This is a genomic window from Blautia segnis, assembly GCF_014287535.1.
Classification (GTDB): Bacteria; Bacillota; Clostridia; order Lachnospirales; family Lachnospiraceae; genus Blautia_A; species Blautia_A acetigignens.
Genome location: NZ_JACOOT010000002.1, coordinates 54,203 through 66,761 on the forward strand (window position 1 = coordinate 54,203; position 12,559 = coordinate 66,761).

Genomic DNA, 12,559 nt, shown 5'->3' on the forward strand with positions numbered 1-12,559 from the left:
AATATTAACACTATATGGAGGTTAGAGTACCTATGGAAATGAATATGGGCAAATTCAGTGAGAAACTGGTGGAGCTTCTGGAACTTGCAAAAAAGAAGAAAAATGTACTGGAATATCAGGAGATCAGTGACTTCTTCAAGGACCAGCCCCTGGATGCGGAACAGATGGACAAGATTTTTGACTTTCTGGAAGCAAGCGGCGTGGATGTGCTTCGAATCACAGACAATGGCGCAGACGATCTGATGCTGGATGATGATATGGATATTGATGGCCTGGACGATGAGGAAGAGGTAGAACTGGACAAGATCGACCTTTCCGTTCCGGAAGGCGTAAGCATTGAAGACCCGGTTCGTATGTATCTGAAAGAGATCGGTAAGGTTCCCCTTCTTTCCGCTGAGGAGGAGATTGAGCTTGCCAAGAGAATGGAGCAGGGAGATGAGAATGCCAAGAAACGTCTGGCAGAGGCCAACCTTCGTCTTGTTGTCAGCATTGCAAAGCGTTATGTAGGACGCGGAATGCTGTTCCTGGATCTGATCCAGGAAGGTAACCTTGGCCTGATCAAGGCAGTTGAGAAATTTGATTACCGCAAGGGATACAAGTTCAGTACCTATGCAACATGGTGGATCCGTCAGGCCATCACAAGAGCCATCGCAGACCAGGCACGTACCATCCGTATTCCGGTGCATATGGTTGAGACCATCAACAAGCTGATCCGCGTTTCCAGACAGCTGCTCCAGGAGCTTGGACGTGAACCTACCCCGGAGGAAATTGCAGAGGAGATGGACATGCCGGTTGACCGTGTGCGTGAGATCCTGAAGATTTCCCAGGAGCCGGTTTCCCTTGAGACCCCTATCGGTGAGGAAGAGGACAGCCATCTTGGCGATTTCATCCAGGATGACAATGTTCCAGTTCCGGCTGACGCAGCTGCCTTCACACTTCTGAAGGAACAGCTTGTGGAAGTTCTTGGAACTCTTACCGAGAGAGAGCAGAAGGTGCTTCGTCTTCGTTTCGGACTGGACGACGGACGTGCCAGAACCCTTGAGGAAGTTGGTAAGGAATTCAACGTTACCAGAGAGCGTATCCGCCAGATCGAGGCAAAGGCCCTTCGTAAGCTCCGTCACCCAAGCCGCAGCCGCAAGCTGAAGGATTATCTGGATTAAGGAGAGGGACATGCAGTTATCCTTACGGTTGTCTGCAATCGCAGATATGGTAACAACAGGGAACAGGCTGGTAGATGTGGGATGCGACCACGGATATCTGCCAGTGTACCTGATACAGCAGAAAAAAATTCCATCGGCCATTGCAATGGATGTACGAAAAGGCCCTCTTTCCAGGGCGAAGGAGCATATCCGGCAGTATGGTCTGGAGGAGTACATACAGACCCGGCTGTCAGATGGGCTTGAGAATCTGAAGGCCGGGGAGGGGGACACTCTTGTAATCGCAGGAATGGGAGGTCCTCTTATGGAAAGAATTCTCACGGACGGCCAGTCTGTGAGAGATTCTTTTTCTGAGATGATTTTGCAGCCCCAGTCGGATATTCCCCATTTTCGCAGATTTATCCAGTCACAGGGGTTTCAGATCGTGGAAGAAAAAATGGTGGAGGAAGAGGGTAAATTTTATCCTATGATGCGTGTGGTGAGGACATGTCCGGAAGGTGATGGGAATGAGAATCTGGTTTCGGAAGCGGCGCCCTACACCTTGGAGGAAGCTTTTGGGAAATTTCTTTTGAAGGAGCATAATCCAGTTCTTTACCGCTATCTTTTAAGAGAGGAACGAATCCGTGCAGATATTTTAAAGCAGCTTCAGGCTGCGCCTCAGGCGGAGGCAGTGACGGCACGCATCCGGGAAGTAAAGGAGGAAGCGCAGCTGATTAAGGCAGCGCTGGCAGAATATGAAAGTAAATGAACTGACAGGCTGGCTGGATGAACATTTTCCGGCAGCTGCGGCAGAGGACTGGGACAATGTGGGACTTCTTACAGGGGATGATGAAAGGGAAGTGCACCATGTTTTTCTGGCCCTCGACCTGACAGATGAAACGCTTGAGGAAGCCATAGAGGCAGGGGCAGACATGATCGTCACCCACCATCCTATGATTTTTTCAGGCATTAAGAAAATCAACAACCACAGCTTTACAGGACGCAGGATCCTAAAGCTGGTGCGTGAGGGAATCTCCTATTATGCCATGCATACCAACTATGACATTCTTGGAATGGCTGATTTAAGTGCCGGATATCTGGAATTATCAGAGACAAAGGTGCTCTCTGCCACCGGTGAGATGGATGGGGAGACCATTGGATTTGGCCGCGTTGGCAAAATTCCTGCGAAGATGACGCTGAAGGAATATGCGCTTCTGGTGAAAAAGAATCTGAAACTGGCAGATGTGAAGGTATACGGCAATCTGGATCAGATGGTGGAGACTGCAGCAGTTTGTACCGGATCCGGGAAAAGCATGATTTCCGATGTGCTGGCTGCCGGGGCTGATGTGTATGTGACCGGGGATATTGACCACCATACCGGAATTGATACCGTTGCCCAGGGGCTTTGCATCATTGATGCGGGGCATTACGGCACAGAATACATTTTCATGGAAGACATGAAGGAACGGCTTGAGAAGGCCTTTCCGGAACTGAAATTCACCTGCGCGAAGGTGAAGAGTCCTTATACAATATTGTAACGAGATTGCGGGAGCCGCATAGCGGCGGAGCAATCCGGGGTATCAATGAGTGGCATGTCATACCGGATAAGGAGGGCTTATGGATCAGACAGTAAGGCTTACGATAAACGGAGAAATAAAGGAGTTTCCTGTTGGAATTTCCTATAAAGAAGTAATAAAAGATTATGAGAAAACTACAGATGCCCCTGTTATTCTGGTAATCGCAGGAGGCAAGATCCGGGAGCTTCACAAAAAGGCGAACCGGGACTGTGAAGTGAAGCTGATCACAACCAGGGACAGCATTGGAAACAAAACCTACAAGCGTACCGCCTGCCTGGTGCTTCTAAAAGCCATCTATGATCTTGCAGGCAAGGAAAAGATAGAGAAAGTGGTGCTTCACTATTCTGTTGGAAGCGGCTTTTATTTTACCATGGAAGGAAAACAGGAGCTGGATCAGGCATTTCTTGACCAGGTGAAGACAAGAATGACAGAGCTGGTAAAGGCACAGATTCCTGTGAAAAAGCGAAGCGTAAATACCGATGAAGCCATCGCTCTTTTCCACCATCACGGCATGTATGACAAAGAGAAGCTGTTTCGCTACCGCAGGGTTTCCAGGGTAAATATTTACAGCATAGAGAACTTCGAGGATTATTTCTATGGGGCAATGGCCTATGATACAGGCTATGTGCCATATTTTGACCTGCGGCTTTATGATGAGGGATTTGTGCTTATGCTTCCCGATGCGAAAGCACCTGATGAGATCCCGGAATTTTTGCCCCAGGATAAAATCTTTCAGGTTCAGAAGGAATCGGAGGAGTGGGGGAAGAAGCTGGATATTTCCACAGTTGGGGAGCTGAATGACCAGATTACCAGCCAGGGAATCCAGAAAATCCTTCTTATGCAGGAGGCAATTCAGGAGTCTCAGATTTCCAGAATCGCGGAGCAGATCGCCCAGGCTGGAAATAAGAAGTTTGTAATGATTGCAGGCCCATCTTCTTCTGGCAAGACTACCTTTTCACACAGGCTGTCTATACAGCTGGCGGCTCACGGACTGAAGCCTCATCCTATTGCAGTGGACAATTATTTCGTGAACCGGGAGCATACCCCTCTTGATGAATTCGGGGAAAAGGATTATGAATGCCTGGAAGCCATTGATGTAGAGCAGTTTAACAAAGACATGCTGGCACTCCTTAAAGGGGAGCGCGTGGAGCTTCCGGTGTTTAATTTCAAGACAGGACAGAGGGAATATAAAGGGGATTTCCTTCAGCTTGGAAAAGAAGATATCCTGGTAATTGAGGGAATCCATGGGCTGAATGACAGGTTAAGCTATGCGCTTCCGAAGGAGAGCAAGTTTAAGATTTATATCAGCGCCCTGACCCAGTTGAATATTGACGAGCACAACCGGATTCCGACTACAGACGGCAGGCTGATCCGCAGGATTGTGCGGGATGCAAGAACAAGAGGTACTTCTGCCAAGGAGACCATTGCAAGGTGGCCTTCTGTGAGACGAGGAGAAGAGAAAAACATTTTCCCGTATCAGGAAGAGGCGGATGTAATGTTTAATTCTGCCCTGATTTATGAGCTGGCGTGCCTGAAAGTGTATGCGGAGCCGCTGCTCTTTGGAATTGCCAAGGAGGATCCGGAGTATCTGGAGGCCAACAGGCTTCTGAAATTCTTCGATTACTTTGTTCCGGTGCCAAGCGAGGAAGTGCCGAATAATTCCCTGCTTCGGGAATTTATTGGAGGAAGCTGCTTCAATACCTGATCGGTCACGGTTCAATATTTTAAAATTTAGGCTTTACAGAGCAAAGGAATAATGTTAGAATAGCAGTTGCGCAAGCAAGCCAGGTGATCGCGGCTGGACAGACGAAAGGGTTCAGACGAGGAAAGTCCGGGCTTCACAGGGCAGGATGCCGGATAACGTCCGGTGGAGGTGACTCCCAGACCAGTGCAACAGAAATAAACCGCCATGGCTTCCATGGTAAGGGTGGAAAGGCAGTGTAAGAGACTACCGCCGTCCTGGTAACAGGCCGGGCACATGTAAACTCCATTCGAAGCAAGACCGAGAAGAAAGCGATACGGCTGCCCGTCGTGCTTTCAGGTGGGTCGCTTGAGCCTTCTGGCAACGGAAGGCCTAGACAGATGATCACTCAACGACATAACCCGGCTTATCGGTTTGCTTGTGCAGCAAAAAAGAAATTCTGAGAAGATTTTGTGTATGCAGAGTCTTCTCATTTTTTTATTCCGTTTGCTGTCAGAAAATAAAAAAGTTCTCGCAGAAGCACTTTCATACTTCTACGGGAACTTTGTTAGTATTGTTATTAAATTGCGCAAATATAATCAAAAATTACTTATTTCTGTGACCTCTGTATTTCTCTTCGCAATATTTGCATCTGTAAACTTCGTTCTCCTCATCGGCAAGAACAAATACCTGGTCAAGGCCCTGCTCGATGGAAGTGATGCAGCGCGGGTTCTTGCATTTGATCACGTTGACAACCTGCTTCGGAAGACGAAGGTCTTTCTTCTCAACAATCTGCTCGTCCTTGATGATGTTTACGGTGATGTTGTGATCGATGAAGCCAAGGATGTCAAGATCCAGGTCTTCGATCGGGCATTCTACTTTGATAATGTCCTTTTTGCCCATCTTATTGCTGCGGGCGTTCTTGATGATCGCAACGGTACAGTCAAGCTTGTCCAGCTTCAGATCATGATAAATAGTCATGGCCTTTCCAGCTTTGATATGGTCTAATACGTAACCTTCACGAAGTGCTCCAACATTTAACATGGCAGTTCCACCTCCAATAATGTAAGAATCAGGGCCATACGTACATATACGCCGTACTGAGCCTGTTTGAAATATGCAGCTCTCGGATCATTGTCCACTTCAACGGCAATCTCGTTGACACGTGGAAGCGGATGAAGAATGTACATATCGTCTTTTGCAAGGGAAAGCTTCTGTTTGTCCAGTATGTAGAAGTCTTTCATGCGAACGTAATCCTCTTCGTTGAAGAAACGCTCCTTCTGAACACGGGTCATGTAAAGGATATCAAGATCCGGGATGGCATCCTCAAGACGCTCTTCCTCTACGAACTCGATGTTGTTTTTCTTCAGCACGTCCTCACGGATGTAGCTTGGGATGCGAAGCTCTTCCGGTGAGATCAGCACGAATTTTACATTCGGGTAGCGTACCAGCGCCTCGATCAGGGAGTGAACGGTACGGCCGAATTTCAGATCTCCGCACAGACCGATGGTAAGGTTGTCAAGACGGCCTTTTAAAGAACGGATAGTAAGTAAGTCTGTAAGAGTCTGAGTGGGATGCTGATGACCGCCGTCTCCGGCGTTGATAACAGGAATATTGGAAACCATAGAAGCTACTAACGGAGCACCCTCCTTCGGATGACGCATAGCACAGATATCTGCGTAACAGGAAACGACACGAATGGTATCGGAAACAGTTTCGCCTTTGGCTGCGGAACTGGAATCTGCGGATGAGAAACCAAGAACCTTGCCGCCAAGGTTCATCATAGCAGCTTCAAAACTGAGACGGGTACGGGTACTTGGCTCATAGAAAAGAGTGGCAAGACGTTTGTCGTCGCAGGTATGGGCGTATTTTTTGGGGTTTTTCTCAATATCGCTGGCAAGGTCCAGAAGCTTCTCAAGTTCCGGAACACTTAAGTCCAGCGGACTCATTAAGTGTCTCATGATCTACCTCCATTTGTAATCATTATTTTATAGTTCAAAATCTCTTCGACCTATCATATACTACTTGGGATGATTTTTCAAGAAGATTTTGTAAGTATTTTTTCAAAAAATAATCCGGTGAGAAACCACACGGGAAGATAGTCCAGACGGATGATTCCCCGGTACTGGTGAGGAGCACCGGAATAGTCCCAGGGGCACATGTGAAAAGCCTGCAAAATAGAGCCGCTGGTAAATTCCCCGAAGTAAAAACCGGCAGTATACAGGCATCCGCGAAGAAAAATGGGAAGATTTTTGATCCTGCGGTAAGCAGGGATGATCAGCGCCGCACAGCCGTAAATGGGGAACATAAGAAGGGATGTGGTGCCTTTCATGGCAGCATCTCCCCGAAGCAGGGAATGAAGTCCCGTCCAAAGTATTTCCAGACACCATCCGGTGAATCCGCAGAAGAGAAATGGATGTTTGTTCATTGGTAAGCCTCCCTCGTAAAAAGTTAAAATTAACATTCCCATTCTTGCCAATTTTATACGGTAAGGGTATAATGAAGGAAATATGCGAGGCGTAGCATCGGATATTTCCGCTACGCAAACGGAGCGAAGCGGAGTTCGCGGTTCCCGAAAAGCGAGGCGCAGCATCGCATATTTCCGACAGGAGGACTTTTTTATGAACTATCAGGAGTGCCGGGCATATATTGACGATTCGGCGAAATACGGTTCCGTACTGGGACTTGACAACATGCGGGAAATGTTAGGCAGACTGGGAAATCCTCAGGATGATGTTCCCTTTGTGCATGTAGCCGGAACAAATGGCAAAGGCTCGGTAATCGCATATTTATATACCACCCTTACAAGGGCAGGCTACCGCGTGGGCAGATACATATCCCCCACCTTATATTCCTACAGGGAACGTCTGGAGGTGGCAGGGGAGCGGATCTCCAGAGAGAAATTCGCCGGGCATGTTGCCAGGATCTCCCAGGTCATCACCCAGATGACAGACGCAGGCCTGAACCATCCCACCCCATTTGAAATCGAGACAGCGGCAGCATTTTTATATTTTAAAGAAGAAAATTGTGATCTTGTCCTTCTTGAGACAGGCATGGGCGGCAATCTGGATGCCACCAATATTATAAAAAACACCAAGCTTGCCGTACTGGTTTCCATCAGTATGGACCACATGTCATTTCTTGGAAATACCCTGGAAGAAATTGCACAGAAAAAAGCCGGCATTATCAAGCCAGGCTGCAGGACGGTAACCACCAGACAGGAGTCGGAAGCTATAAAGGTCATTACGAAAACCTGTGAGCAGCTGGGCGTTTCCTGTACAATAGCAGACCCGGACGAGGCAGTTCTGGAGCAGGAGAGCGTGTTCGGGCAGAGCTTTACTTATGAGGGACAAAAATTTGACATTTCCCTTGCGGGAGTTTACCAGAAGGAGAACGCGGTGCTGGCTCTTAAGGCACTTGAAATTCTGGATGAGCTGGGATGGCATACTACCATGGAACAGCGAAAGGATGGACTTTCCCATACAAGCTGGAAGGGAAGATTTACAGTGATCTGCCGGAAGCCTTTGTTTATTGTGGATGGTGCCCACAATGCCGGGGCAGCGGATAAGATGGAAGAATCCATCCGCCATTACTTCAATGGGAAAAAGCTGATCTACATTATGGGCGTTTTTGCAGACAAGGAGTACCGCACCGTTCTTGAGAAAACCGCTCATTTTGCAGAAAAAATCTACACCATAGAGACACCGGACAATCCCCGTGCACTGCCGGCGAAAGAACTGGCAAAAGCAGCAAGGGAATTCAATCCCGGCGCAGAGAGCACGAAGAGCATTGCAGACGCAGTGGAGAAGGCATTTGCTTATGCGGGGGATGATGAGAACAGCGTGATTCTGGCTTTTGGTTCCCTGTCCTTTATCGGGGATCTGACAAGAGCGGTAGAAGAGAGAATTTCATAAGAAACTGCCGTGTGCGTGCGGCGTATTACAACAGAAATTGAGAGGACACAACATGACAGATTTGCAGGAATGCAGACGGAAAATAGATGAGATCGACAACCAGATGGTAGAGCTTTTTGAGAAGCGGATGAAGGTCTGCGAGGAAGTGGCAGAGTACAAAATCCACACAGGAAAGAAAGTGCTGGATCCGGAAAGAGAGCATGCCAAATTAGAAGAAATTCGGAAAAAAGCCCACGGAGAGTTCAATGAGCTTGGCGCTCAGGAGCTTTTTCAGCAGATCATGGCCATCAGCCGGAAGCGTCAGTACCAGCTTCTTACTGAGCATGGTCCTAAGGAAGAGGAAGATTTTCAAATGGTAGAGGAGCTTCCCAGAAACAATGTGACCGTGGTTTTCCAGGGGGTAGAGGGGGCTTACAGTTATGGTGCTATGCGGGCTTATTTTGAGGAAGATATTAAGAGCTATCACGTGAAGCTGTTCCGGGATGCAATGGAAGAGGTGGCAGCCGGAAGGGCAGATTACGCGGTTCTTCCCATTGAGAACTCCACTGCTGGAATTGTGGCAGATATTTATGATCTTTTAACCGAATATAACCTGTTTATCGTTGGGGAGCAGGTACTGAAGGTAGAACATGTACTTCTTGGACTGCCGGAAGCTGAGCTTTCTGATATTTCCTGCGTTTACTCTCATCCTCAGGGACTGGCACAGTGCAAGGAATATCTGGAGGAGCACAGAAGCTGGAAACAGACGGCTGTGAGCAACACCGCTGCTGCGGCGAAGAAGGTCAGCGAAGAAAAAGACAGAACCCACGCAGCCATTGCAAGCAGGGATGCGGGAGAATTTTATAATCTGAAGGTACTGGCAGAGAACATCTGCAAAAATGACAGCAACGTAACCAGATTTATTATCCTGGCGAAAAAGCCTGTGTACGAGAACAACAGCTCCAAGATCAGCGTCTGCTTTGAGGCACGCCATGAAAGCGGAACCCTTTATAATGTGCTTTCCCACATGATCTACAACGGGCTGAACATGACCAAGATCGAGTCCCGCCCCATCCCCGGCAAAACCTGGGAATACCGGTTCTTCGTGGATTTCGAGGGAAATCTTCGGGACAGTGCTGTGAAAAACGCACTGCGGGGAATGGAAGCAGAGACAAGTTATTTGAAGATTCTTGGAAATTATTAGGGAAAAAGATACAGAGAATTTAAGAAGATTTTATCTGTTTTTAATATAACAAAAGTAAAATAGAAAAACGGCTGCAGAGGAAGGCTCTTTTTGAAGTGACAGATCGAGCCGTATCTGCACCATGAAATTGAGAGGAAACAAAAATGGCAAGAACACAGGAATGTATCCTTTACCGTGATTTTGAAAACGGTGAGATACTGGACACAATGACATCACTGATGAACAGCTATGAGGCAAAAGAAGAAGGCTTTGAAAACCGGAAGGAAGAATTTTTCCATATGGCAGGAAGCCTGGTGGAGATGGCTGGAATGTACGGATTTTCCGGGAATCTGTGGCACAATTACCTGACACAGCTTCTGGTAAACCACGAAAACGCATTCAGCACCGCTTCTGAGATCAGAGGCGCGGTGAAGGGCAGCATCAACCATCTGGCTATGCATGACTTTGAGATTTTCAAGGAACTTTACGATTATGATCTTGCTGTTTTTGACAAAGCTTTTGGAACAGACTGCACCGATTTTCTCTGCAATTATGTGAATACAGGATGCAACAGTAAGGTGTATAACCAGAGAATCTGCGACCGCATCTGTGACACGAGTAAACGTCTGGCAGAGGCTTCCACTGTGGAAGAATTTATGGCAGATATGGTGCAGTTTTATAAGGATTTCGGGGTTGGAAAGCTGGGCCTTAACAAGGCATTCCGCATTGAGCATGGCAAAGACGGGAAGTCGGTGATCGCGCCTATTACCAGAATCGCGCATGTGAACCTGGACGATCTGGTTGGCTACGAGATTCCCAAGCAGAAGCTGATCGAGAATACAGAAGCCTTTGTAAGAGGAAGAAAAGCCAACAACTGTCTGCTTTTCGGCGATGCGGGAACCGGTAAATCATCCAGTATTAAGGGAATTCTGAACCGCTACTATGACGAGGGACTTCGTATTATCGAGGTGTATAAGCATCAGTTCCAGGATCTGAATGATGTGATCGCCCAGATCAAGAACCGCAACTACAAATTTATTCTTTACATGGATGATCTTTCCTTTGAGGAATTTGAAATCGAATATAAATATCTGAAGGCTGTGATCGAGGGTGGCCTGGAGAAAAAGCCGGACAACATTCTGATCTATGCAACCAGCAACCGGCGTCATCTTGTGCGCGAGAAATCCGGAGACAAGTTTGAGGTAGCAGATGATGAAGATCTGCATTCCTCCGATACCGTACAGGAGAAGCTTTCCCTGGTTTACCGCTTTGGCGTGCGCATCTATTTCGGGGCGCCAAACAAGAAGGAATTCCAGAACATTGTTACGACTTTGGCAGAGCGTTACGGAGTCACGATGCCGACAGAGGAGCTTCTTATGAAAGCCAATGCCTGGGAACTTTCCCATGGCGGCCTGACGGGAAGAACCGCACAGCAGTTTATCGATCATATACTTGGTACCAGCGAAGAACAGTAATCCATATGTCAGACAAAGGCTGGCGGGGGAGTCGTGACCGGCAGCCAAGAAATAACCCTTGCAGGAGGAAATAAGGTATGGCAGTAACCACATTTGCGGCAATTGATATCAGTTCATACGAGATCAGTATGAAGATTTTTGAGTTTTCCAGGAAGGGCGGGTTCCGGACCGTTGACGATATCCGGTACCGCCTGAATCTTGGCGTGGGAGTATATTCTGGCGGAACCATGGAAGTAGACAAGGTAGATACCATCTGCGAAGTGTTAGGAGATTTTAAGCGGATCATGGCGGAGTACGGGGTAAAAGAATACCGCGCCTGCACCACCAGCGTTTTCCGGGAAATGAAAAATCCCATCATCATCATCGAGCAGATCTACAGAAGAACCGGAATCCACGTAGAGGTTTTAAGCAATGCGGAACAGCATTTCCTTGGCTACAAATCTATTGCAGCCATCGAAAACGGCTTCAAGAAAATGATCCAGAAAGGAACTGCCATCCTGGATGTAGGCGGAGGAAACCTGCAGATTTCCCTGTTTGACAAGGATGCCCTTGTGACTACCCAGAGCCTGAAAATGGGAAGCGTGCGTATCCGCCAGAGACTGAAGGAGCTGGAGAAAACCAACACCAACTACGCACAGCTAGTGGAAGAATTTATCCGCAACGACCTGACCGGATTCAAGCGGCTTTACCTGAAGGACCGGGACATTAAGAACGTGATTCTGATGGGAGATTTCCTTACCGAGACTCTTTTCAAAGAGGAACGGCAGGACAACATTATCACAAAGGCGGAGTTTTTAAACCGCTATGAAAAGACGGTTTACAAAACTGAGGAGGCACTGGCGGAGGAGATGGACATTGATCCGGAATATGCGGCTCTGATCGTGCCTACCATGGTCATCTGCAAGGACTTTATTGACCTGTTCAATGCAGAAGCCCTTTGGATGCCCGGTGTTTCCCTTCTGGACGGAATCGCCTATGATTTTGGGGAAAAGAAGAATTTCATCAAGAGTGTGCACAATTTTGAAAATGATATTCTGGTGGCAGCGCATAACATTGCAAAGCGCTATTCCACCGGAAAAGATCATATCAAAGGAACTACAGAACTGGCGCTGGCTATTTTTGACAGCATGAAGAAGGTACATGGAATGGGCGACCGGGAGCGGCTGCTTCTGCAGATTGCCGTACAGCTTCATGACTGCGGAAAATACATCAGCATGGGAGATGTGGCGGAGTGCTCCTATCGGATCATTATGGCAACAGAAATCATCGGACTATCCACAGAGGAGCGGCAGATCATTGCAAATGCAGTGCGCTACAACACAACGGAATTTGTTTACTACCAGGAGATTGCAGGGGAGATCGGAATGGACCGCTCTGTTTACCTGCTGATCGCCAAGCTGACTGCCATCCTTCGCATTGCCAATGCCATGGACCGCAGCCATTACCAGAAGGTCAAGAATATGAAAGCTGTGCTGAAGGACAGAACACTGCTTCTTACGGTTGATTCTGAGCAGGATATTTCCCTTGAGCTTGGACTTCTGATGGATAAAGTTGAATTTTTTGAAGAAGTATTTGGTATCCGCCTGGTATTCAGGCGGAAGAGAAAAGTGTGAG

Annotated in this window: 11 protein-coding genes and 1 other RNA gene; 9 read left to right on the forward strand and 3 right to left on the reverse strand. The window is 47.7% G+C overall.

Annotated features, from left to right (window positions below):
* The first annotated feature begins 32 nt into the window (after positions 1-32).
* From rpoD to rnpB, 5 genes are all read left to right on the forward strand, one after another.
* Positions 33-1,160 (forward strand): RNA polymerase sigma factor RpoD, encoded by a 1,128-nt coding sequence (gene rpoD / locus H8S54_RS00410; RefSeq protein ID WP_117853489.1) that lies wholly within the window; start codon positions 33-35, stop codon positions 1,158-1,160.
* 10 nt (positions 1,161-1,170) lie between these two features.
* A complete protein-coding gene (locus H8S54_RS00415) occupies positions 1,171-1,905 on the forward strand; it encodes a tRNA (adenine(22)-N(1))-methyltransferase (RefSeq protein ID WP_021924993.1) in 735 nt (244 codons plus the stop codon).
* Positions 1,892-2,674 carry a Nif3-like dinuclear metal center hexameric protein gene (locus H8S54_RS00420; protein ID WP_021924992.1) on the forward strand — a complete coding sequence of 261 codons (783 nt, stop codon included), beginning with the start codon at positions 1,892-1,894 and terminating at the stop codon, positions 2,672-2,674. The genes H8S54_RS00415 and H8S54_RS00420 overlap by 14 nt, the downstream gene beginning before the upstream one ends.
* A gap of 79 nt (positions 2,675-2,753) precedes the next feature.
* Positions 2,754-4,418 carry a nucleoside kinase gene (locus H8S54_RS00425; RefSeq protein WP_021924991.1) on the forward strand — a complete coding sequence of 555 codons (1,665 nt, stop codon included), beginning with the start codon at positions 2,754-2,756 and terminating at the stop codon, positions 4,416-4,418.
* Positions 4,419-4,489: 71 nt separating this feature from the next.
* Positions 4,490-4,840, forward strand: an RNA gene (gene rnpB / locus H8S54_RS00430) — RNase P RNA component class A.
* 160 nt (positions 4,841-5,000) lie between these two features.
* Here the strand turns inward: rnpB and H8S54_RS00435 are convergent.
* From H8S54_RS00435 to H8S54_RS00445, 3 genes are all read right to left on the reverse strand, one after another.
* Entirely contained in the window at positions 5,001-5,438 is a 438-nt protein-coding gene (locus H8S54_RS00435) for an aspartate carbamoyltransferase regulatory subunit (protein ID WP_021926459.1), read from the reverse strand.
* Complete coding sequence (gene pyrB, locus H8S54_RS00440; protein ID WP_117853487.1) at positions 5,432-6,355, reverse strand: aspartate carbamoyltransferase; 924 nt, start codon at positions 6,353-6,355, stop codon at positions 5,432-5,434. The genes H8S54_RS00435 and pyrB overlap by 7 nt, the downstream gene beginning before the upstream one ends.
* A gap of 77 nt (positions 6,356-6,432) precedes the next feature.
* A complete protein-coding gene (locus H8S54_RS00445; RefSeq protein WP_021926461.1) occupies positions 6,433-6,822 on the reverse strand; it encodes a putative ABC transporter permease in 390 nt (129 codons plus the stop codon).
* Between the two features lie 193 nt (positions 6,823-7,015).
* On the opposite strand from H8S54_RS00445, the gene H8S54_RS00450 reads away from it, so the two are divergent.
* From H8S54_RS00450 to H8S54_RS00465, 4 genes are all read left to right on the forward strand, one after another.
* Positions 7,016-8,308: a bifunctional folylpolyglutamate synthase/dihydrofolate synthase gene (locus H8S54_RS00450; RefSeq protein ID WP_021926462.1), complete on the forward strand. Its 1,293-nt coding sequence runs from the start codon at positions 7,016-7,018 to the stop codon at positions 8,306-8,308.
* A gap of 52 nt (positions 8,309-8,360) precedes the next feature.
* Positions 8,361-9,491 carry a prephenate dehydratase gene (pheA, locus tag H8S54_RS00455; RefSeq protein WP_117853484.1) on the forward strand — a complete coding sequence of 377 codons (1,131 nt, stop codon included), beginning with the start codon at positions 8,361-8,363 and terminating at the stop codon, positions 9,489-9,491.
* 143 nt (positions 9,492-9,634) lie between these two features.
* Positions 9,635-10,945 carry an ATP-binding protein gene (locus H8S54_RS00460; protein ID WP_186900679.1) on the forward strand — a complete coding sequence of 437 codons (1,311 nt, stop codon included), beginning with the start codon at positions 9,635-9,637 and terminating at the stop codon, positions 10,943-10,945.
* A gap of 77 nt (positions 10,946-11,022) precedes the next feature.
* Positions 11,023-12,558 (forward strand): Ppx/GppA phosphatase family protein, encoded by a 1,536-nt coding sequence (locus tag H8S54_RS00465; RefSeq protein WP_021926466.1) that lies wholly within the window; start codon positions 11,023-11,025, stop codon positions 12,556-12,558.
* Position 12,559: the final 1 nt, after the last annotated feature.

Bases quoted from the DNA above. Each gene is read 5' to 3' on its own strand.
- rpoD (WP_117853489.1), top strand. From the start codon at position 33: ATGGAAATGAATATGGGCAAATTCAGTGAGAAACTGGTGGAGCTTCTG.
- H8S54_RS00415 (WP_021924993.1), top strand. From the start codon at position 1,171: ATGCAGTTATCCTTACGGTTGTCTGCAATCGCAGATATGGTAACAACA.
- H8S54_RS00420 (WP_021924992.1), top strand. From the start codon at position 1,892: ATGAAAGTAAATGAACTGACAGGCTGGCTGGATGAACATTTTCCGGCA.
- H8S54_RS00425 (WP_021924991.1), top strand. From the start codon at position 2,754: ATGGATCAGACAGTAAGGCTTACGATAAACGGAGAAATAAAGGAGTTT.
- H8S54_RS00435 (WP_021926459.1), bottom strand. From the start codon at position 5,438: ATGTTAAATGTTGGAGCACTTCGTGAAGGTTACGTATTAGACCATATC.
- pyrB (WP_117853487.1), bottom strand. From the start codon at position 6,355: ATGAGACACTTAATGAGTCCGCTGGACTTAAGTGTTCCGGAACTTGAG.
- H8S54_RS00445 (WP_021926461.1), bottom strand. From the start codon at position 6,822: ATGAACAAACATCCATTTCTCTTCTGCGGATTCACCGGATGGTGTCTG.
- H8S54_RS00450 (WP_021926462.1), top strand. From the start codon at position 7,016: ATGAACTATCAGGAGTGCCGGGCATATATTGACGATTCGGCGAAATAC.
- pheA (WP_117853484.1), top strand. From the start codon at position 8,361: ATGACAGATTTGCAGGAATGCAGACGGAAAATAGATGAGATCGACAAC.
- H8S54_RS00460 (WP_186900679.1), top strand. From the start codon at position 9,635: ATGGCAAGAACACAGGAATGTATCCTTTACCGTGATTTTGAAAACGGT.
- H8S54_RS00465 (WP_021926466.1), top strand. From the start codon at position 11,023: ATGGCAGTAACCACATTTGCGGCAATTGATATCAGTTCATACGAGATC.